The organism is Marinobacter sp. UBA2498 (genome assembly GCF_002341575.1).
Taxonomy (GTDB): Bacteria; Pseudomonadota; Gammaproteobacteria; order Pseudomonadales; family Oleiphilaceae; genus Marinobacter; species Marinobacter manganoxydans.
In genome coordinates, this window is sequence record NZ_DDOI01000086.1 from 1,038 (window position 1) to 21,729 (window position 20,692).

Here is a 20,692-nt window from a genome sequence, read left to right on the forward strand (position 1 = left end):
ACCATCGCCACCAACATGGCCGGCCGTGGTACCGATATCGTGCTGGGCGGTAACTGGGAACACGAAGTTGCCGCCATGGACAATCCCTCCGAAGAGGAAATTGCCAGGGCCAAGGCCGAGTGGACCGAGCGTCACAATCAGGTGCTGGAGGCCGGCGGTCTGCACATCATTGGTACCGAGCGTCACGAATCCCGTCGAATTGACAACCAGCTTCGCGGTCGTGCCGGGCGTCAGGGTGATCCTGGCTCCTCAAGGTTCTTCCTGTCTCTGGAAGACAACCTTATGCGCATCTTTGCCCCAGACCGGGTCAAGAGCCTGATGCAGGCCATGGGCATGAAGAAGGGGGAGGCCATCGAGCACCGGATGGTGACCAACGCGATCGAGAAATCCCAGCGCAAGGTGGAAGGTCGCAACTTCGACATGCGTAAGACCCTGCTGGAATACGATGACGTAGCCAACGACCAGCGCACGGTTATCTACGACCAGCGCAACGAAGTCATGTCTTCAGACGACATTTCGGACATGGTGACGACCATTCGGGAAGACGTTGTCGATTCGCTGATCAGTGAATACATTCCGCCCCAGAGTATGCCGGAACAATGGGACGTCGCCGGGCTGGAAGCACAGCTCCAGTCAGAGATGGCGATTGATCTGCCGGTTCAGAAGTGGCTGGAAGAAGACAACAAGCTGTACGAAGAAAACCTGCGCCAGAAGATTCTCGACGAGATCGTGGCTGCCTACCAGGCCAAGGAAGAGATTGCCGGTTCCGAGGCCATGCGCAAGTTCGAGAAGCAGGTGTTCCTGCAGGTGCTCGATACCCTCTGGAAAGAGCATCTTTCCAATATGGACCATCTGCGCCGTGGTATCCATCTGCGGGGTTATGCCCAGAAGAACCCCAAGCAGGAGTATAAACGCGAGGCGTTCAACCTGTTTGAAACCATGCTAGATACCATGAAGCGGGATGTTACCCGGGTACTCTGCCACGTGCGTGTCCAGAGCCGTGAGGAGATGGAAGAAGTCGAGCGCCGTCGCAAACAGGAGCTGGAAGAAGAGCTCGCAAAGGCCCGTCTGCGCCACGACGAAACCAGCGCCACGGCCCAGAGCCAGGGTGAGGGTGAGGCTGACGAAGCCCGGCAGTCGACTCCGGAAACCTTCGTTCGACAGGAGCGCAAGGTGGGTCGAAACGAACCCTGCCCCTGCGGGTCCGGCAAGAAGTACAAGCAGTGTCATGGCAAGGTCAGCTGATTCAGAGCACTGACCGCACCATCGGAACCCGCACTCTGCCAGCCACAACTGGTGGGATGCGGGTTTTTTCGTTTTCAGCGGGTCGTGTGTTACCTCGAGCGCACCCCCAGACAAGAGGAGTGGCACAATGGCGGTAGGTCCGGGAACCTTACCTGAGTTTTATCCGGTAGCCGGAATCAAGGTCGGCATAGCCAGTGCCGGTATAAAGAAGCCGGGACGTAAGGACGTGGTTGTTTTCGAGCTGGCCCCGGAAAGCCGGGTTGCCGGTATCTTCACGAAAAACCAGTTCTGTGCAGCGCCGGTTACCCTCAGCCGCCGGCATCTGGCCGAGACCTCGCCTCGGTACCTCTTGATCAACACGGGCAATGCCAACGCCGGTACGGGTGAGCAAGGTATGCGGGATGCTATGGCCTGTTGCCAGGCCTTGGCAAAGCAGGCTGGCGTCACGGAAGCCGAAATTCTGCCGTTTTCCACGGGGGTGATTGGCGAGCCGTTGCCGGTCCAGAAGATCGTTGGCGCGCTTCCGGAGGCTTTGGCGAACACTGTAGAGAATCGCTGGGCTGAAGCGGCCAGTGGCATCATGACCACGGACACCCGCCCCAAGGGCGCTTCCTGTCAGATTGAGCTGGATGGTCACACGGTAACCATCTCGGGCATCAGCAAGGGTGCGGGCATGATTCGTCCCAACATGGCGACGATGCTCGGTTTTATTGCCACCGATGCCCGGATTGCGCCGGAACTGCTGCAGACGCTTGCCTCGGAACTGGGGGAAAAGTCCTTCAACCGCATCACTATCGATGGCGACACCTCTACCAATGACGCCTGCATGCTGATGGCCAGCGGCCAGTATTCCGGCCCAGAGATTACGGCCTCCAGCGCGGCGCTGCCGAAGCTGCGGGAGGCCTTGCAGGCAATCTATCTGGAACTGGCCCACGCCATTGTCCGCGACGGCGAAGGAGCAACCAAGTTTGTCACCATCGACGTCAGCGGAGCGGCCGGTCAGCAGGAGGCTCTGGACGTTGCCTATACCGTGGCGCATTCGCCGTTGGTCAAGACCGCACTGTTCGCCTCGGACCCGAATTGGGGCCGGATTCTGGCGGCGGTTGGTCGCGCCGGTGTCGAAGGACTGGACCTCAATGCCCTTGAAATCTATCTGGGCGATGTCTGCCTGGTCCGCAACGGTGGCCGGGCCGAGGATTACTCGGAAGCCCGCGGGCAGGCCGTGATGGACCGGGAAGAGATCACCATTGCCATCGACCTCAAGCGGGGTGATGTTCGGGAAACCGTGTGGACCTGTGATTTCTCCCACGATTACGTGACTATCAACGCCGAGTATCGTACCTGAGCATGTCTGCCAGAGAGACGCCGGTCAAAGAGGTTCACGTTGCCGTGGCGGTCATCGTCCGTGATGGCCGTGTGCTGATCGCCCGACGGCCAGACCACGTTCACCAAGGGGGCTTACTGGAGTTTCCCGGTGGCAAGGTGGAGCCTGGCGAGACGGTTCAGGCGGCGCTTGTGCGCGAAATTGCCGAGGAAACCGGTCTTCACGTGCCGGCGGGTTCCCTGGAGCCTGTTATCGGTATTCGGCACGATTATGGCGACAAGCGGGTTTTCCTGGACGTCTGGGAAACCAGTTCTGCCGGGGGCGAAGCAAGGGGATGTGAGGGGCAGCCCGTGGAATGGCTGACCCCGGAGCAGCTTCGGGATGAGGATTTCCCCGCCGCCAACCGGCCGATCATTCGCGCTCTGCGTTTGCCCCGGCAGTTGGCAATCACCGGTTCCGAGAATGGCCTGGAGCCAACCCTTGCGCACCTTCAGGAGGGTCTGAGCGCCGCTCGACCACCGCTGGTACTGCTCCGGGCTCCGGCGTTGAGACCGCCGGCCTATCGGGAGTTGGCGGCGAACGCGTTGCCGGTTTGTGAAAAGGCCAGAGCCGCCCTGATTGTGCACGGTGGACCGGAGGTATTCCGCGCCATACCCGGCGCCCGTGGGCTGCACCTGCCCTGGCGCGAGGCGAACAAACTCTCGGCCAGACCGGTTCCGGAAGATGTCTGGCTGGGGGTTTCCTGCCATGACAGGCAGGAAATCGATCATGCGACGGCTATCGGAGCGGACTACGTGACCCTGGGGCCAGTCCAGCCGACCGAAAGCCATCCGGGTGCGCCGACCCTGGGATGGTCGGTCTTTGCCGACCTGGTGTCGGAAGCGGTGCTTCCGGTATTTGCCCTGGGCGGTTTGTCGCCCGGCGATCTCCGCGAGGCTCGCCAGCGGGGCGGTCAGGGCATCGCCGGAATCCGCTTCTGGTGGCCGCAAAGCTGATACTTGTCAGCGACGCCGTGGCCATGTCTGTTATGCTGTCGTTCCTGCATTTTTCACCATCTTGCACAACCGATTCCGGGAGAGACCGTGAGTAAACTGACCCATCTCGACGACAAGGGCGAAGCCCGCATGGTGGATGTGACCGACAAGGCGGCCACCGAACGCGAGGCCCGCGCTGAAGCTACCATCCGCATGGCGCCGGAAACCCTGAACATGATTATTGAGGGTGAGCATCCCAAAGGGGATGTCCTGGCTGTTGCCCGCATCGCCGGTATCATGGCCGCAAAGAAAACCCATGATCTGATTCCCTTGTGTCATGCGCTGAACCTGACGTCAGTGAAAGTTGAACTGACTCCGGGCGACGACGGGGCATCTGTACATATCCTGACCCGCTGCAAACTTTCCGGCCAGACCGGTGTCGAGATGGAGGCGTTAACCGCGGCAAGCGTGGCGGCACTGACGCTGTACGACATGTGCAAGGCGGTCGATCGTGGCATGGAGATTGATTCCGTGCGTCTGCTGGAGAAGAAAGGCGGCCGCAGTGGCCACTGGGTCGCCGATAAAGCCTGATCTGGCGGACCGCCGCGCTCGTAAGTGTTGGTTACCAAGACCACTCCGGAGGAGCGACAGTGCCGAGACTACGCCAAGCGGGCGGGCCCGTGATAGAATGCGCGGCCCGATTGACTGAACCACGAGGAAACACTGTGGCTGTTCGTTACATCCAGACCTGCCGGTTGCCGACCCCGTTCGGGGTATTTGATATGCACGGCTTTGAAGAACCGGACACCGGAAAGGAACACGTTGCCCTGACTCTCGGTGACCTGGATAGCGACGAACCCATGCTGGCCCGCACGCATTCCGAATGTCTGACCGGCGACGCCCTCTATAGCATGCGGTGTGATTGCGGCTACCAGCTGGAAGAGGCGCTGCGCAGCATTGCCCGGGAAGGTCGGGGTATCCTCATGTATCTGCGTCAGGAGGGTCGGGGAATCGGCCTGTTGAACAAGATCCGCGCCTACCATCTGCAGGATCAGGGCGCGGATACGGTAGAGGCCAATGAGCGCTTGGGTTTCGCGGCCGATCTTCGTGACTACAGCATGTGCAAAGACATGCTGGAGCATCTCGGTATCAGGAGCCTGAGGCTGATGACCAATAATCCCCGCAAGGTCAAAGCGCTCTCCTCCTACGGCATCGACATTACGGAAAGGGTACCTCTGCACGTGGGCCGCAACCCCCACAATGAACACTACCTCGATACCAAGCAGAGCAAGCTCGGCCACTGGCTGGAGACCCATCAGGACGACGATCCCGAAATCTGAGCTGGATTTGTCGCCACATACGAAAAAGCCCGCGAACTCCGCGGGCTTTTTGCATTCTCAGGTTTGTGTTCCGTCTATTTGACGGCTTTCAGGTTCTGGTGGCGCAGGGTCTCGATCCGCGTGCGGATAGACGATTCAATACCTGCGGCGTCCAGACTACATTCGGCCAGCAGCTCGCCGTGCTTGCCGTGGTCCATAAAGGTATCGGGCAGGCCCAGTTGAAGTACCGGCATGGTAACCAGGCGGCTGTTCAGGAATTCGGTCACGGCGCTGCCTGCACCACCGGCAATGGCGTTTTCTTCCAGGGTCACCAGTAGTTCATGCTGCTCGGCCAGCTCCAGCACCAGTTCTTCATCCAGGGGTTTGACGAAACGCATGTCTGCGACCGTCGCGCCGATGGCTTCTGCTGCCTCCAGAGCAGGCGCCAGCAGGGTGCCAAAGTTGAGGATGGCAACACCTTTGCCGTTGCGAATCCGGCGGCCCTTGCCAATCTCAAGCGGCGTCAGTTCCTGTTGAATTTCGGCACCGGGGCCCGTGCCACGGGGGTAGCGCACCGATGCCGGTCCTTCGTAGAGCATGCCGGTCTGGAGCATCTGGCGGGTTTCGTTTTCGTCCGACGGTGTCATCACCACCATGTTCGGCACGCAGCGCAGGTAGCTGATGTCGAAAGCGCCAGCGTGGGTCGGACCGTCTTCACCGACCAGGCCTGCGCGATCAATCGCGAACAGCACATCCAGATTCTGGATAGCGACATCGTGAATCAGTTGATCGTACGCCCGCTGCAGGAACGTCGAGTAGATGGCGACCACCGGCTTGGCGCCGTCACAGGCGAGCCCTGCGGCCAGCGTGACTGCGTGCTGTTCGGCGATGGCGACATCGAAGTAGCGTTCCGGGAAGCGCTGTGAGAATGCCAGCAGATCCGAGCCTTCACACATGGCCGGGGTGATGCCCACCACGCGCTCATCCTGTTCGGCGGAATCGCACAGCCATTGCCCGAAGACGTTGGCATATTTGGGCTTCTTCGGTTTCGGCTTGACCGGTTCGGGTTTACTGGGTGGAACCGGCTCGATCTTGTTGATGGCGTGATAGCCGATCGGATCGGCTTCGGCCGGGGCAAAACCCTTGCCTTTGGTCGTCACCACATGCAGGAACTGCGGACCTTCAAGTTCGCGGATGTTCTCCAGGGTTTCAACCAGCAGGGGCAGGTCGTGGCCATCGATCGGGCCGATGTAGTTGAACCCCAGTTCCTCGAACAGCGTGCCAGGGGCAATCATGCCCTTGAAGTGTTCCTCGGTCTTCTTGGCCAGCGCCATCAGGTGTGGCGCTCCCTGCAGAACCTTCTTGCTGCTATCGCGGACCTGATTGTAGGTGCGACTGGACAGCAGTTTGGCAAAGTAGTTGGACAGCCCGCCAACGTTCCGGGAAATCGACATGTCATTGTCGTTGAGGATCACCAGCATGTCGGCGTGCAGGTGACCGGCGTGGTTCAGTGCCTCGAACGCCATGCCGGCGGTCATGGCGCCGTCACCAATAACGGCAATGCTCTTTCGGCCGGTCTGCTGCAGGCGTGCTGCGATCGCCATGCCCAGCGCTGCGCTGATGGAAGTGCTGGAATGGCCGACGCCAAAGGTGTCGTAGTCGCTTTCGGCCCGTTTCGGGAAGCCGGCCAGACCGCCTTTGCGGCGGATGCTTCCCATGGACTCTTTCCGTCCGGTCAGGATCTTGTGGGGGTAGGCCTGATGGCCGACGTCCCACACCAGGCGGTCGCTCGGCGTATCAAAGACGTAGTGAAGGGCGACGGTAAGCTCAAGCACGCCCAGGCCGGCCCCGAAATGACCGCCAGTCTGGCCCACTGACCATAACAGAAAGGCCCTGAGCTCCCGGGCCAGCCGGGTCAGCTGTTCCGGGGCCAGCTCTCTGAGCTGGGCCGGTTCGTCAATCCGGTCCAGAAGCGGCGTATTGGGCCGCTGTGACGGGATTTCCTTGAAAATATAAGTGTCCTGCATCTGCTCGGGTCTTTTCCGGTACGTTCAGTAACTGACTGGCATTATAAGGGAACAGGGGAAGCTGTTTCACACAAAGCGGGCCAGTTGTTACGAAAATATTTACGGCCAGTGTGCGCCTTCGGAGCGCCGGGGTTCAATGGGTTCTTGCCACCACGTAATCGGCCATTGCCCGCAGGGGGTCTGCTTCGGGACCAAACGCCTGCAAACTTTGCTGGGCCTGTTCCAGCAGATTGGCCAGGTGCTCCCTGGCGCCTTCCAGGCCAAGCAGGGCGGGGTAGGTGGGTTTGGCGCGGGCGGCATCCGAGCCCTGGGGTTTGCCAATGACCGTTGTATCGCCCTCGATGTCCAGAAGGTCATCCTGAACCTGAAAGGCCAGGCCCAGGGCTTTGGCATACTGCGTCAGGGAAGCCAGGGCCTGTTCGTCGACCGACGGCGCCGTCAGGGCGCCAATTCGCACGCTGGTTTCGATAAGGGCGCCAGTCTTGTGGCGGTGCATGGTTTCAAGTTGCGCCAGGGCCAGGGTTTTGCCGACGGACTCCAGATCGATGGCCTGGCCACCAACCATTCCTCCGTGGCCACTGGCCCGGGCCAGTTCCCGGACCATGATCAGACGCACCGATTCAGACAGTCCCGGCGCTTCGGCAAGCCAGCCAAAAGCCAGTGCCTGCAGGGCATCGCCAGCAAGGATGGCGGTGGCTTCGTCGAACGCAATGTGGGTCGTAGGCCGTCCGCGGCGCAATTCATCGTCATCCATGGCCGGCAGGTCATCGTGGATCAGCGAGTAGGCGTGGATCAGTTCCACTGAGCAGGCCGGGATCAGGGCCTCGTCACCGGTCTGTCCACTTGCCTTTGCCGCTGCAAGACACAGTGCCGGCCGGATTCGCTTGCCACCGCCCAGCACGCTGTAGCGCATGGCTTCCTGCAGCCGGCCAGAGGCGGAATCACGGGTAATGCACCGATCCAGTTCCGCATCGACGCGGGCCCGGCAGGTTTCCAGAAAATCAGAGGCAAGCAGGTTCTTTCCGGACATCAGTCAGCATCATCCGGTGAGAACGGGCGGGTTTCCAGGGTGCCGTCGCTGTTCTGGACCAGTTGTTCGACCCGTTGCTCGGCGCTCTTCAACGCCTGCTGGCATTCCCGGGTCAGCTTTACACCCCGCTCGAACGCCGTCAGGGACTGTTCCAGGGACAGCTCGCCCTGCTCCAGATCGCGAACCAGCTTTTCCAGTTCATCAAGAGACTTCTCAAAATCAGCTATCGATGTGGCGCCTTGTTCACCGGCCATCAGAGGCCCTCCGATCGGGTGGCAGAATTTCGCGGATTATACCAGAGCCAGATCGCTATCGCCGCCAGTGGAAGTGACGTCGTTCACCGGTCCGGGCATCCGGACCCCAGTTCTGTTCCGTCACCTCGATTTCACCGCTGGCTGAAACGGTCACCACGGTGGTTGCCCGGGTGCCGTAATCTGAGCCGACGATAAAGGGCGACGACAGGAAGCGCTCGGTCTCCAGCCCAACGCCGGTGTCAGGCAGCAGGTGGTCCGGTGCCGGCGTGCTGTCCTGAAGCAGAGGAATCAATTCGTTGTGCAGCTTTTCTGCGTGGCGGCCGGCAGCGGCAACGGTGTCCCCTGCGGCCTGTCGGAGGCGCAGAAGTTTGGGCCAGGGTGTCTGCAGAAGGTGATTGCTCAGGCCGTAGACCCCGCGGTGGATCCGCCGGCCGGGGTGGGCATCCCGGTTACTGAAATACCAGCCGTCTCCCGTGGTCAGGTGAACGAGGTTGAAGCCGGAAAACTGATCGGCTTCATCAAGTAGATAGCCCTCAAGCCTATCCCGGGAATCGGTGAGGGCCCGCAAGGGCAGTTCGCCCCGGCTGATTCGACCGGTCTCCGGTGTGCCTTCCCGTACATTGGTCACGGCACTGACCTCGCCATCGGCATTGACTGCAAGCCAGGTGCCCCCGGAAAGCAGATCACGGCCGGCAAGCACGCGGGTGCCGGATTCTGTGGTCCACCAGTCCATGGCGGCTGTTGGGCGACAGAAGAATTCATCCCGGTTGGCGGCAACAACCAGCGGGAAATGAGGGTTCTGGCCAAGGGCGAAAGCGATCAGGCACATGGTTTAGGAGTAGGCTCCCGGATTTAATGAAGTTGACTCTTGCGCTGTGTATCATACCAGCCTTGGTTTTCCCGGGTGCGTCTCAAACTATGACCCTTTTCTATGTAATAGCATCTTATCTGGCCCTTGGCGCCCTGGCGGGCACCGTCGCGGGCCTGTTTGGCATTGGCGGCGGGCTGATCATCGTGCCTGTGCTGATGTTCAGCTTTGGTCTGCAGGGAATCAATCCGGACATTATTCCCCATCTGGCGGTTGGCACCTCGCTGGCGACCATTGTCTTTACCTCGGTCAGCTCCATTCGCTCCCACAACAAGCACGGTGCCGTGCGCTGGGATCTGTTCCGGCCCATGACCGCGGGGATTGTGGCCGGTGCCCTGGTTGGCGCCTGGACCGCGTCCCTGATGAGCGGGCGAGCGCTGGAACTGCTGATCGGTATTTTCGTGATTCTGGTGGGCCTGAAGATGTTTTACCAGGTCGACCCCAAGCCCGGTCGTGATGTTCCCGGCGTCGCAGGGCTGGGCGTTGCCGGGGGCGGTATCGGCTGGGCGTCGGCGATTTTCGGAATCGGCGGTGGAACTCTGACGGTTCCCTATCTGAGCTGGTGCAACGTGCGGATGCAGCAGGCGGTGGGCACATCGGCTGCCTGCGGCCTGCCTATCGCCATTGCCGGTGCTCTGGGTAACATCTGGACAGGGTGGGACAATCCCGCACTGCCGGAACCGAGCGCCGGCTTCATTTATCTGCCGGCCCTGATCGGTATTATTCTCACCAGCGTTTTCTTTGCCCGGGTGGGCGCCAATCTGGCACATCGGCTGAACCCCCGGATTCTCAAGCGTACTTTCTCCATCATGCTCCTGCTGGTGGGGCTCCGTTTTCTCCTGAGCTGAGAGGTAGTATATGCTGCAGCATCCCCAGATTGATCCGGTGGCCATTGCCATCGGCCCCCTCAAGATCCACTGGTACGGTCTGACTTATCTGTTCGGTTTTCTAGCCGGCTGGTGGCTTGGACGCATTCGCACCCGCAAGCCCTGGTCGCCGATCAACGAAGAGCAGATGGGCGACCTTCTGTTTTACCTGGCCCTGGGGGTCATCCTGGGCGGCCGCTTCGGCTATGTCCTGTTCTACAACTTTGACGCCTTCCTGGCGGACCCGCTCTGGCTGCTGCGGGTCTGGGAAGGGGGCATGTCTTTCCACGGCGGTTTGCTGGGCGTGATGTTTGCCATGTGGTGGTATGGCCGCAAGGTGGGCAGCGGATTCTGGCGCCTGGCCGACTTTGTGGCGCCGCTGGTGCCCCTTGGACTCGGCGCAGGGCGGATCGGCAACTTTATTAACGGCGAGTTGTGGGGCAAGCCCACTGACGTTGCCTGGGGTATGGTGTTTCGAACGGCTCCGGATTCTCTCGCCCGTCATCCCTCCCAGCTTTACCAGTTTGCCCTGGAAGGCGTTGCCCTGTTCGTGATCCTGTGGTGGTTCTCATCCCGGCAGCGCCCGACCATGGCGGTTTCCGGTCTGTTCCTCATTTGCTACGGCGTGTTCCGCTTCCTGGTGGAATTCGTGCGTCAGCCGGATCCGCAGCTGGGCTATCTTGCCTTTGACTGGCTTACCATGGGGCAGGTACTGTCCTTCCCGATGATCGTTGCCGGCGCCGCCCTGATGTTTATTGCCTACCGGAGACAAGCCCGATGAAAGCCTATCTCGACCTTATGCAAGACGTTGTTGATAACGGATTCGACAAGGGAGACCGCACCGGTGTCGGCACCCGGTCGGTGTTTGGCCGTCAGATTCGCTTCAACCTCCAGGAGGGCTTTCCGCTGGTCACTACCAAGAAAGTCCACCTGCGCAGCATCATTTACGAACTGCTCTGGTTCCTGCGGGGCTCCACCGACAACTCCTGGCTGCAGGAACGGAAGGTCTCGATCTGGAACGAGTGGGCATTGGAGAATGGTGACCTTGGGCCTATCTATGGCAAACAGTGGCGAAGCTGGCAGTGCCCCAATGGCGAGGTGGTTGACCAGATCAGCGAAGTGATCGAGCAGATTCGCACCAAACCGAATTCCCGCCGGCTGATCGTGTCCGCCTGGAACCCCGCTGAGCTTCCGGATGAGTCCATCGGTCCCCAGGATAACGTTCGCGAGGGTCGCATGGCGCTGGCACCCTGTCACTGCCTTTTCCAGTTCTACGTGGCCGACGGCAAGCTCTCCTGCCAGCTTTACCAGCGAAGCGCCGATCTGTTCCTGGGCGTACCTTTTAATATTGCCTCGTACGCCTTGCTGACGCACATGATTGCCCAGCAGTGTGATCTGGATGTCGGTGAGTTTGTGCATACCTTCGGCGACTGCCATCTGTACCAGAACCACCTGACCGACGACATCGTCTTCGAGCAGCTGAAACGCGAGCCCCGGGCCCTGCCTAAACTCGTGATCAAGCGCAAGCCCGCGAGCATCTTCGAATACGAGCTGGAAGATTTCGAGTTTGAGGGTTATGACCCCTATCCGGGCATCAAGGCGCCGATTGCCATTTGACCGAACCCCGAAGAGACGAGTACATGAGAAAAGCCCTGATCGTTGCCATGTCCCGTAACCGGGTTATTGGCCGTAACAACAAACTGCCCTGGTATCTTCCGGGTGACCTTCGTTATTTCAAGCAGGCTACCATGGGCAAGCCCATTATCATGGGCAGGAAGACCTGGGACTCCATTGGGCGGCCATTGCCGGGACGGATGAACGTGGTGATCTCGCGCAATGAAGAGTGGGAAGCGCCAACCGGAACAGTGGCTGCGAAGTCTTTGCCCGAAGCGCTGGTGAAGGCCGAGGCGCAGGCGGAGCTGGAAGGTGGTGACGAAGTGATGATTATCGGTGGCGGGCAGATCTACGCCGAGGCATTGCCGATGGTTGATCGGATGTACATCACCCAGGTGCACGCTGAGGTGGACGGCGATGCGTTTTTTCCGGAAGTAAACTGGGATGAGTGGGAAGAAATCGGACGGGAGGATTTCTCCGCGTCCGATAACAACCCTTACGACTACAGTTTCGTGGTCTATCAGCGTCAGGCTTAAGCCTGACGAGGCGGGCGCTTGCCTGCGGGCTTGCCGCCCTTGCCGGGCGGTTTGCCTCGACCACCGGGGCCGCCACGACCCTTCGGGCCACCTTTCTTGAAACCGCCTTTCGGGCCCTTGCGATTCTCGCCCGGACGACCGCCGCCACCTTTACGATCACGGCGGGGAGGTGTTGCCGACACGGTTGGCAAGGCCTCTGGCTGCTCGAGGGGCAGGGAGCCTGGCTGGGCTGCTTCCATCCAGCAGGCGAGGGCGCCGGCTACCATGGCCATGTCCATGTCATTGCGCTCGGCGATTTCGTCCAGCAGCGACATCGCCTTTGCCAACTTCTTGTCTTCCGCAAAGCCCAGCAGTTGGGACTCGAACTGCTGCTCCCTCATTTTCTTGAGCTCAACGGGAGACGGCAACTCGTAAGCTTCCATCGGCGAGTTTGTTGCGCGTTCAAGCGTTCGCAGCCAACTGCGCTCGCGGGGTGTTACCAGCAGGATCGCCTTGCCTTCGCGACCGGCACGACCAGTACGACCAACCCGATGGATGTACGCTTCAGTGTCGTAGGGAACGTCGTAGTTGATGACGTGTGTGATACGGGACACGTCCAGACCGCGTGCTGCCACGTCGGTGGCAATGATAATGTCTTTCTTTCCGCGCTTCAGGTCTTCAACCGTTTGTTCACGCTGGCGTTGGTTCAGGTCACCGCTCAGGGGCGCGACCGCGTGGCCCCGGGCAGAAAGCTTTTCGGCCAGCATGGTGGTTTCCGCTTTGGTGCGCACAAAAATTATGGCGGCATCAATCGGCTCAACTTCCAGAATGCGGGTCAGGGCATCCAGCTTGCGCTCAGCATAGACCGGCAGAACGAACTGGGAGATACGCTCGACCGTGCGGGTTTCGCTTTCAATGCGAACTTCTGTGGCGTTGCGCAGGTAGGTCTGGGCCACTTTCTTGATCTGCGGCGGCATGGTGGCCGAGAACAATGCCCGTTGGCAGTTCTCCGGGGTCTTAGCCAGGATCGCTTCCACGTCGTCGATAAAGCCCATGCGCAGCATTTCGTCGGCTTCATCAAGAACCAGCGCTTTCAGGCTGTCCAGCTTCAGGGTACCTTTGCGCAGGTGGTCGAGCATCCGGCCCGGTGTGCCCACGATCACCTGGGCACCGCGACGCAGGCCCTTGATCTGGGGATAAAAGTCCTGGCCACCGTAAATGGGCAGAACGTGGAAATTCCGGAACTTGCTGGCATAGGTGGTAAACGCTTCCGCCACCTGGATGGCAAGTTCCCGTGTTGGGGCCAGAACCAGGATCTGGGGATCGGTAACAGAGGCGTCAATCCGGCTCAGCAGGGGCAATGCAAATGCCGCGGTCTTACCGGTTCCGGTCTGGGCAACGCCCAGCAGATGGTTACCGGCCAGCAGCGCGGGGATCGCCTGGGCCTGGATGGGTGACGGGGTTTCGTAGCCAACGGCGGACACAGCTTCAAGTACGGCTGGATCCAGCCCCAGTTCGGCAAAGGACAATTCAGACATTGATTCACTCGGAATTCGGGAGGTAGAGCATTGCCGGGCAATGCATGTTGTGCCGACATTATAGCGGCTTTGTTGCTGCTTTAATACGCAAAACCCCGGCGAGGCTATAGGTAGTTGCCGGGGACAGGCCATTGCGTTGCCATCCGATGCCGGGGAATCTTTGTCATGAGTCCTGTAGGCAGCTAACCGCTGCTCGGGCTCGGCACTCTGCGCCGCCAGACGGTAACCGTGTTCGGCCAGGAAAAATGGCGGCTCAGGCCGCCATTTCCGATTTCAGGGCATCGATGATGATGCGGGCGAAATCTTCCGGTGAATCTTCCTGCAGGAAATGTCCGCCCCGAAGCGTGATGTGAGGCTGGCCGTGGGCACCGGGAATCCGGCGCTGCATGTGCCTGTCGCCGCCCCGGGTAATCGGGTCGCCACTGCTGAAGCAGGTGATGAAGGGCTTCTTCCACTTCTCCAGGACCTGCCAGGCCGCCTTGTTGGCGTCGCTGTCCGGTGTATCCGGTTCCGTCGGAACCAGTTTTGGAAACGCCCTGGCTCCGGCCTTGAACTCTGCTGACGGGAATGGGGCTTCGTAAGCGGCAATTTCAGCTTTGCTCAGGGTGCGATCGGTGCCCAGTTGCACGATACGACCGACCGGGAACCAGGGGCTGTGGGTGGCAAATGCCTTCCACATGGAAAATACCGCTGGAACAGGCGTTTCGCCGGTCGGCAGCATGCCGTTTCCGACGATGATTCGGCTGAATCGCTGACGGTGTTCCGCGGCCAGTCGCAGGCCCAGCAACGATCCCCAGTTCTGGCACACAAGGGTGATATTGGTCAGGTTGAGCTGTTCAAGCCAACTGGCCAGCCACGTGAGATGGCGGCCGTAACTGTAGTCTGTAACCGACGCCGGCTTGTCGGATTTGCCGAAGCCGATCAGATCCGGGGCCAACACCCGGTGACCGGCCTCGGCCACCAGAGGGATCATGTGCCGGTACAGGTAGGACCAGGATGGTTCGCCGTGGAGCATGAGAACCGGCGAGGCGTTTCTAGGGCCTTCGTCAACGTAGTGCATCCGGAGACCCGGTTCTACGTCAAGATGGTTTGGAGCAAAGGGGTAATCCGGAAGACCTGCGAAGCGGGCTTCATCGGTTCTCAGAATACGCATGCCATCGACTGTCCTGACTGATTGGTTGCGTGATTGCCGGGCGGCATCCGGTGCTCATAGTGCCCTACTACAATCGTCGAAGATCAGGATAAAGCAGATGGAAATTTTGTGTGTTTGAGTTGCGTAACAGAGCGTTGTGGCTTTGAATCAGGACGCAATGCCAAACAGGCGTTCGGGGTTGTCAACGCGGGCCAGAGCGTCATCGCAACAATTGACGGCGCCGCAATCGTCGGCTGAGCAAAGGCCAATGGTCTGGCACTCCATGTTCTGGTGCTGGTCGCCCTCATTCCGGAAAATCCGGGCCCTGGAGAGAATCGAGTGGCAGTGGCCACAAAGGAGTGTGGGAACCGCGCTGCCTTCAGCAAGAAGTGCTGTGTATTGATGTTGTTCAGTCATAAATATCCTCCTGATACTGCCCAACATATGGGCCAAGTATGACATTTCAAAGTCGGGATGCCGGTGTTATACGGCTTAACTGTCAGGATCGACCAGTGGCCGACGGTTGGAGCGCTTGTCATCCCAGTCAAGTTCCTTGGGGTCATACCAGCCGATTGCCCCCAGCACTCTCTCCCGAGTCTGTGGCGACAGGGTAGGCCACAGCTCCTGGAAGTCCTCGAGGCCGAGCTCCCTCTGCTTCATCTGCTTGCTCTGGAGCCGGTTGATAATGCGTGGTAGCTGCAGGGCCTCGCCTAGCTGACCCGGCACCATGACTTCCTGACCCATCACTTTGCGCCGGTGCGTTCGGGCGGCCAGAACCTTGCGCAACTCGGTGGCCGCATCCAGGGCTGTTTCGATGGTGAAGGTTTCCAGTTCCAACAACATGACCTGTCTATTAGTTGATCAACAACCGTCCACTATAACCCGAAGACAGCTACAGTGGCCACGCCAGCGTGGTAGGGTAGAATGACTCGTTATATCGCAGAACCAACATCAGGGAACCGCATAATCTATGTACGCAAAACTTGAAACACGGACTTTTCTGGCGTTGCTGGTCGGCGTTTCCCTTGCCTTTGTTTTTCTTATGAAGCCCTTTTTCGGGCCCATATTCTGGGCGGTCGCCATCGCCCTGATTTTCCACCCGGTGCAGCAACTGCTGGAGCGGAAACTCGGGGACAGGCCCAATGTAAATGCACTGATTACCCTGTGTATCTGCATGTTCATCGTGGTTATCCCGGTTCTGGTACTGGTGACCTCATTGGTTGCCGAGGGCGTCGCGCTTTATCAGCAGATCCAGAGTGGTGAAATACGCCCCGGGGAATACATAGATCGGGTCAACCAGTCGTTCCCCGCCATCCAGGCCTTCCTGGCACAGTTTGATATCAGCTTTGCCGAGCTGAGGGACCGGGCCGTGAGTATCTTTGTCGGAGGAAGCCAGTTCCTGGGCAGGCAGGCGCTGGGCGTGGGCCAGAATACCTTCCAGTTTTTTCTGGGCCTGGCCTTGATGGTGTATCTGGCGTTCTTTCTGCTTCGGGATGGCCGTGCGCTGGTCGAGCTGATGATTCGGGCTCTGCCGCTGGGCGATGAGCGGGAGCGGTTGCTGTTTGCCAAGTTTGCGGAGGTGACCCGCGCGACCGTCAAGGGCAACCTGCTGATTGCCATCATCCAGGGGGCTCTGGGCGGGCTGATTTTCTGGATCCTGGGCATCAGCGGTGCGTTGCTCTGGGGTGTGGTTATGGCGATCGTATCGCTGTTGCCGGCTGTGGGTGCGGCGTTGGTCTGGGTGCCGGCAGCCATCTACCTGGCGGCCGTGGGCGATGTTGTCGAAGCGGTGGTGCTGACAGCCTTTGGCGTGGTGGTCATCGGGTTGGCAGACAACCTGCTGCGCCCGGTACTGGTTGGTCGTGATACCAAACTGCCGGACTACATTGTTCTGTTGTCGACCCTTGGGGGCATTGTCATGTTCGGCATCAACGGATTCGTAATGGGACCGCTGGTAGCTGCACTGTTTATGGCGTTCTGGGGCATTTTCATCCGCGAATTCAGCGAAGAAGCCCACCGCCCAGCCGCTTCTGCGGACGAAGAGACCCCTGCGCAAAGCAAGAAAACGGGACATGATGTCCCGTAAGGCGACATGCGACAAAAGTATGGTAGTCTTTTAACCGTTTGCCCCAGCCTGTGGAGATAGGCACCACACAACAAGAAAGAAACGGATATCGATGAGATATCAGGAGTTAGCAGGTGAGTACCATGAGAAACGCAACAACCCGATTGGGACGCCTGGCCGCAGCGGCCGGATTGGCGGTCACACTGGGCTTTGCCCCTGCAGCCTTCGCGGATGAGATCGTTGCACTCAAGAACGCGCTCTACGGAGCAGGATACGACATTACCAATGTCAGCCCGCAGATGGATGACTCAACCCGGTCCGCGCTAACCCGGTTCCAGCAGGATAATGGTCTTCAGGCCACGGGAAATCTGGACGATCCGACCAAGGAAGCCTTGGGTATGATATCGGTTCAGGTTGCCGCTTCGGCACCGTCACAGTCCGCCGCAGCCAGCAGCGCGCCGGCTCAGGAGTCGGCTTCTTCCGCGGCAGAAACCTCGGCCCCGGAGCCTGAGCAGGATGACGCCATTGAAGAAGAGGAAGATGGCGGCTGGTCGCTCTGGTAATCGGAGTTTCCTGAACAAAAAAGCCCGGCGAGATGTCCCGCCGGGCTTTTTTGTTGGTTCAGGATCTCAGTGCTCAGTCGAGCTTTTCGAGATCCCTAACGGCGCCCTTATCGGCGCTCGTGGCCAGTAGCGCATAGGCTTTCAGGGCTGCAGACACCTTGCGGTCCCGTGGCAGTTCCGGTTTCCAGCCCTTGGCGTCCCTGGCTTCCCGGCGACGATCCAGTTCGGGCTGATCCAGCTCCACGTTGATGCTCCGGTTCGGAATGTCGATGCGGATTGTGTCGCCATTTTCGATCAGGCCAATGGCTCCGCCGGCGGCCGCTTCCGGCGACGCGTGGCCGATGGACAGGCCGGAAGTGCCGCCAGAGAAACGCCCGTCCGTCAGTAGCGCGCAGTCTTTGCCGAGTCCCTTGGATTTCAGGTAGCTGGTCGGATACAGCATTTCCTGCATGCCCGGTCCGCCACGGGGCCCTTCGTAACGGATGATGACAACCTCGCCCGGCTTGACCTCGTCGGAGAGAATTCCGGCAACGGCGGAATCCTGGCTCTCGAATACCCTTGCCTTGCCTTCGAACACGAAGATGCTCTCGTCTACGCCCGCAGTCTTGACCACGCAGCCGTCAAGGGCAATATTGCCATAGAGTACGGCCAGGCCGCCTTCGGAACTGTAGGCGTTCTCAACCGAGCGGATGCAGCCGGTTTCCCGGTCACCGTCCAGGGTTGGCCAGCGGGTGCTCTGGGAGAACGCGGTCTGCGTGGGAATGCCGGCAGGGCCGGCCTTGTAGAACTCGACCACTTCGGTGGGCGGCGACCTCATGATATCCCAGGTCTCGAGCGCTTCTCGCATGGTCTTGCTGTGCACGGTGGGAAGGTCGGTGTTGATCAGGCCGCCCCGTTCCAGCTCGCCGAGAATGCCCATGATACCGCCGGCCCGGTGCACATCTTCCATGTGATATTTGGGTGAGTTCGGAGCCACTTTGCAAAGTTGCGGTACACGACGTGACAGTTGGTCGATCTCGTTCAGGGTGAACGGGACACCGCCTTCCTGGGCTGCCGCCAGCAAATGGAGGATGGTGTTGGTTGAGCCGCCCATGGCGATGTCCATGACCATGGCGTTTTCGAAAGCCGCCATTGAAGCAATGCTCAACGGCAGTACGCTGGCGTCATCCTCCTCGTAATAGCGCCGCGCATTCTCCACAATCTGTCGACCGGCTTTGAGGAACAGCTGCTCCCGGTCGGCGTGCGTTGCCAGGAGCGAACCGTTGCCCGGCAGCGCCAGACCGATGGCCTCGGTGAGGCAGTTCATGGAGTTGGCGGTGAACATGCCGGAACAGGAGCCACAGGTCGGACAGGCGCTGCGCTCATACTCTTCCACCTGTTCGTCGGAGGCATTGGGATCTGCAGCAATGACCATGGCGTCCACCAGGTCGAGCTTGTGCTCCGACAGTTTGGTCTTGCCTGCTTCCATGGGGCCGCCAGAGACGAAGATCGTGGGGATGTTGAGGCGCATGGCAGCCATCAGCATGCCCGGGGTGATCTTGTCGCAGTTGGAAATACACACAAGCGCATCGGCACAGTGGGCATTGACCATGTACTCTACGGAGTCGGCGATGATCTCCCGGGATGGCAGGGAGTAAAGCATGCCGTCATGGCCCATGGCGATGCCATCATCGACCGCGATGGTGTTGAATTCCTTGGCAACACCGCCGGCGGACTCGATTTCGCGGCACACCAGTTGCCCGAGGTCCTTAAGGTGCACGTGGCCGGGCACGAACTGGGTGAAAGAGTTGGCAACCGCGATGATCGGTTTGCCGAAGTCGCCGTCTTTCATGCCGGTGGCGCGCCAGAGGGCACGGGCGCCGGCCATGTTGCGGCCTGCGGTGGAGGTCCGCGAACGATACTGAGGCATGGGGTTCTTTTCTCTCTGTTGTTACCTGATGACGTTGATCAAAAAAACAGAGGATACCAGATTAGACTCCAGGCGCATGGTTGTTTTCAGAGCCTCTGTTTACAATAGTTAACACAGTTGCCAACTTATTTTCCGGTTTGATCCGACAAGGAGTATGCCTATGGCCGGCCAGGAAAGCCTGCCGCTTCGTCGCCTTAAAGAGTTCCAGCCTTTGAACCGGCTGACCGATGACCAGTTGGTTTTGCTTGCCAGCCGGGCCGAGCGTCGTACCCATGGGCCCGGGCAGAGGGTTCTGGAACGTGGTGTCCGTGACGGTCTCGATTTTTTCCTGGTGGCAGGAAAGATTGAGCTTGAGTCCGTGGATGGCCGAAAAACGATCATCGAAGCCGAAACAGAGAAAGCCCAGAACCCGATTGCCAGACTCCAGCCACGGATGTACGACGTTACAGCCGTCAAACCCTCGGAATTCCTGGTCGTCGAGCAGGACATCCTTAACCAGTTGCTGCGATCGGCGCCTGTCGAACAGGTTGAGATGGATTCAGGTGAAGGCAATGGAGGGCTCGAGAGCGAGGAACATCACCTGCTGATGGAATTCCTGTCGGAGCTGAGATCGAACCAGGTGAAGCTTCCCAGTGTGCCGGATGTGGCCTGGAAGGTCCGGCGGGCGGTAGATCGCGAGGAGTCGACGGCGGATCAGGTGGCCCTTGCCGTATCGGCCGACCCGGCGATGGCGGCCAAGCTCGTTCGCGCCTGTAACAGCCCGCTATATCGCGGATTCAGTGATGTCCGGAATGTCCGGGAAGCAGTGGTCCGTTTGGGCATGCGCACCACCCGCCAGCTGGTGACGGTGTTTTCCATGCGTGAGGTGTTCAAGACCCGTCAGGCGTCGCTTCAGAAAGAGATGGAAAAGCTTTGGCGTCACTCTCGTGAAGTGGCTGCCCTTTGCTGGGTCCTGGCGGATCACGCCACCAAACTGAATCCGGAGGAGGCGTTGCTGGCGGGTCTGCTCCATGATATCGGCGTGGTACCGATCCTGGTCCAGGCGGAACATCATGTGAATCTCTTTGCCGATGAGGCCAACCTCAGCCATGCAATCCGCGAACTCAGGGCGGATGTGGGTACGGCGGTTCTGGAGAACTGGTCGTTCCCGCCGGCGTTCGTTGAGGCAGTCCGTCATGCCGAGGACTGGGGCTATGAATGCCGAGAGACATCACCCCAATTGGTGGATGTGGTTATCGTGGCGCAATTGCATTCGATGATCGGTTCCAGCCAGAATGCCGAGCTTCCCCCGTTCGACCAGGTGCCGGCGTATCGGCGTCTGGGCGAGCTTGAACTCAATGCTTCTCGCAGTTTGCAGCTTCTGACGGAGGCCAGGGCCCGGGTCGACGAAGTTCAGCAATTGCTGTCCATCCGGTGATTGTCCGGGCTGTGTAAACTGTGGAGTCTGCT

The 20,692-nt window shown here is 59.8% G+C and carries 21 protein-coding genes; 12 read left to right on the forward strand and 9 right to left on the reverse strand.

The features are described from left to right. From B2W52_RS11775 to ribA, 5 genes are all read left to right on the forward strand, one after another. On the forward strand, positions 1–1,245 hold a 1,245-nt coding region (locus B2W52_RS11775), incomplete at its 5' end, for a preprotein translocase subunit SecA (protein WP_286803199.1). A gap of 127 nt (positions 1,246–1,372) precedes the next feature. After that, positions 1,373–2,590, forward strand: a complete 1,218-nt coding sequence (gene argJ, locus B2W52_RS11780) for a bifunctional glutamate N-acetyltransferase/amino-acid acetyltransferase ArgJ (RefSeq protein ID WP_273157757.1) — start codon at positions 1,373–1,375, stop codon at positions 2,588–2,590. A 2-nt stretch (positions 2,591–2,592) separates the two neighbouring features. Continuing rightward, the gene (locus B2W52_RS11785; RefSeq protein WP_273157756.1) at positions 2,593–3,564 is read left to right on the forward strand and encodes a Nudix family hydrolase; all 972 of its coding nucleotides are present in this window, start codon (positions 2,593–2,595) and stop codon (positions 3,562–3,564) included. 87 nt (positions 3,565–3,651) lie between these two features. Further along, complete coding sequence (gene moaC / locus B2W52_RS11790) at positions 3,652–4,134, forward strand: cyclic pyranopterin monophosphate synthase MoaC (RefSeq protein ID WP_008176486.1); 483 nt, start codon at positions 3,652–3,654, stop codon at positions 4,132–4,134. A gap of 134 nt (positions 4,135–4,268) precedes the next feature. Beyond that, positions 4,269–4,883, forward strand: a complete 615-nt coding sequence (gene ribA, locus B2W52_RS11795) for a GTP cyclohydrolase II (RefSeq protein WP_008176485.1) — start codon at positions 4,269–4,271, stop codon at positions 4,881–4,883. 74 nt (positions 4,884–4,957) lie between these two features. On the opposite strand, the gene dxs is transcribed toward ribA, so the two are convergent. The 4 genes from dxs to B2W52_RS11815 all read right to left on the reverse strand — a co-directional run bounded on the left by dxs (position 4,958) and on the right by B2W52_RS11815 (position 9,002). Beyond that, positions 4,958–6,889, reverse strand: coding sequence for a 1-deoxy-D-xylulose-5-phosphate synthase (dxs, locus tag B2W52_RS11800; RefSeq protein ID WP_273070783.1), 1,932 nt, complete (start codon positions 6,887–6,889; stop codon positions 4,958–4,960). A gap of 133 nt (positions 6,890–7,022) precedes the next feature. After that, positions 7,023–7,919 carry a polyprenyl synthetase family protein gene (locus tag B2W52_RS11805; RefSeq protein ID WP_273018618.1) on the reverse strand — a complete coding sequence of 299 codons (897 nt, stop codon included), beginning with the start codon at positions 7,917–7,919 and terminating at the stop codon, positions 7,023–7,025. Next, complete coding sequence (locus B2W52_RS11810) at positions 7,919–8,173, reverse strand: exodeoxyribonuclease VII small subunit (protein WP_008176478.1); 255 nt, start codon at positions 8,171–8,173, stop codon at positions 7,919–7,921. Before B2W52_RS11810 ends, B2W52_RS11805 begins: the two co-directional genes overlap by 1 nt. Before the next feature lie 55 nt (positions 8,174–8,228). Continuing rightward, positions 8,229–9,002: an NRDE family protein gene (locus B2W52_RS11815; RefSeq protein WP_273070780.1), complete on the reverse strand. Its 774-nt coding sequence runs from the start codon at positions 9,000–9,002 to the stop codon at positions 8,229–8,231. An 89-nt stretch (positions 9,003–9,091) separates the two neighbouring features. On the opposite strand from B2W52_RS11815, the gene B2W52_RS11820 reads away from it, so the two are divergent. The 4 genes from B2W52_RS11820 to B2W52_RS11835 are packed head-to-tail and all read left to right on the forward strand — an operon-like array spanning position 9,092 to position 12,057. Continuing rightward, positions 9,092–9,889: a sulfite exporter TauE/SafE family protein gene (locus B2W52_RS11820; protein WP_273157754.1), complete on the forward strand. Its 798-nt coding sequence runs from the start codon at positions 9,092–9,094 to the stop codon at positions 9,887–9,889. Positions 9,890–9,899: 10 nt separating this feature from the next. Then, on the forward strand, positions 9,900–10,688 hold the full coding sequence (lgt, locus tag B2W52_RS11825; protein WP_008176473.1) for a prolipoprotein diacylglyceryl transferase: 789 nt from the start codon (positions 9,900–9,902) through the stop codon (positions 10,686–10,688). Beyond that, positions 10,685–11,524 (forward strand): thymidylate synthase, encoded by an 840-nt coding sequence (locus tag B2W52_RS11830; RefSeq protein WP_092030347.1) that lies wholly within the window; start codon positions 10,685–10,687, stop codon positions 11,522–11,524. The genes lgt and B2W52_RS11830 overlap by 4 nt, the downstream gene beginning before the upstream one ends. Positions 11,525–11,547: 23 nt before the next feature. Next, on the forward strand, positions 11,548–12,057 hold the full coding sequence (locus B2W52_RS11835) for a dihydrofolate reductase (protein ID WP_008176466.1): 510 nt from the start codon (positions 11,548–11,550) through the stop codon (positions 12,055–12,057). Here the strand turns inward: B2W52_RS11835 and B2W52_RS11840 are convergent. The 4 genes from B2W52_RS11840 to B2W52_RS11855 all read right to left on the reverse strand — a co-directional run bounded on the left by B2W52_RS11840 (position 12,054) and on the right by B2W52_RS11855 (position 15,549). Continuing rightward, the gene (locus B2W52_RS11840; RefSeq protein ID WP_062785656.1) at positions 12,054–13,574 is read right to left on the reverse strand and encodes a DEAD/DEAH box helicase; all 1,521 of its coding nucleotides are present in this window, start codon (positions 13,572–13,574) and stop codon (positions 12,054–12,056) included. The genes B2W52_RS11835 and B2W52_RS11840 overlap by 4 nt on opposite strands. A 253-nt stretch (positions 13,575–13,827) precedes the next feature. Continuing rightward, positions 13,828–14,727, reverse strand: a complete 900-nt coding sequence (locus B2W52_RS11845; protein WP_008176462.1) for a haloalkane dehalogenase — start codon at positions 14,725–14,727, stop codon at positions 13,828–13,830. Positions 14,728–14,874: 147 nt separating this feature from the next. Next, a complete protein-coding gene (locus B2W52_RS11850) occupies positions 14,875–15,123 on the reverse strand; it encodes a hypothetical protein (protein ID WP_008176460.1) in 249 nt (82 codons plus the stop codon). A gap of 75 nt (positions 15,124–15,198) precedes the next feature. Beyond that, on the reverse strand, positions 15,199–15,549 hold the full coding sequence (locus B2W52_RS11855; RefSeq protein ID WP_008176458.1) for a hypothetical protein: 351 nt from the start codon (positions 15,547–15,549) through the stop codon (positions 15,199–15,201). A gap of 127 nt (positions 15,550–15,676) precedes the next feature. Here B2W52_RS11855 and B2W52_RS11860 point away from each other — a divergent pair, with 127 nt between their 5' ends. Together B2W52_RS11860 and B2W52_RS11865 are read left to right on the forward strand one after the other, a co-directional pair. Next, positions 15,677–16,792 carry an AI-2E family transporter gene (locus tag B2W52_RS11860; RefSeq protein WP_008176456.1) on the forward strand — a complete coding sequence of 372 codons (1,116 nt, stop codon included), beginning with the start codon at positions 15,677–15,679 and terminating at the stop codon, positions 16,790–16,792. Positions 16,793–16,914: 122 nt separating this feature from the next. Then, positions 16,915–17,334, forward strand: coding sequence for a peptidoglycan-binding domain-containing protein (locus B2W52_RS11865; protein WP_008176454.1), 420 nt, complete (start codon positions 16,915–16,917; stop codon positions 17,332–17,334). Between the two features lie 73 nt (positions 17,335–17,407). On the opposite strand, the gene ilvD is transcribed toward B2W52_RS11865, so the two are convergent. Next, positions 17,408–19,243, reverse strand: a complete 1,836-nt coding sequence (gene ilvD / locus B2W52_RS11870) for a dihydroxy-acid dehydratase (RefSeq protein ID WP_008176452.1) — start codon at positions 19,241–19,243, stop codon at positions 17,408–17,410. A 160-nt stretch (positions 19,244–19,403) separates the two neighbouring features. Between ilvD and B2W52_RS11875 the strand changes: the two genes are divergently transcribed. After that, the gene (locus B2W52_RS11875) at positions 19,404–20,660 is read left to right on the forward strand and encodes an HDOD domain-containing protein (RefSeq protein WP_008176449.1); all 1,257 of its coding nucleotides are present in this window, start codon (positions 19,404–19,406) and stop codon (positions 20,658–20,660) included. The last annotated feature ends 32 nt before the right edge of the window (positions 20,661–20,692 follow it).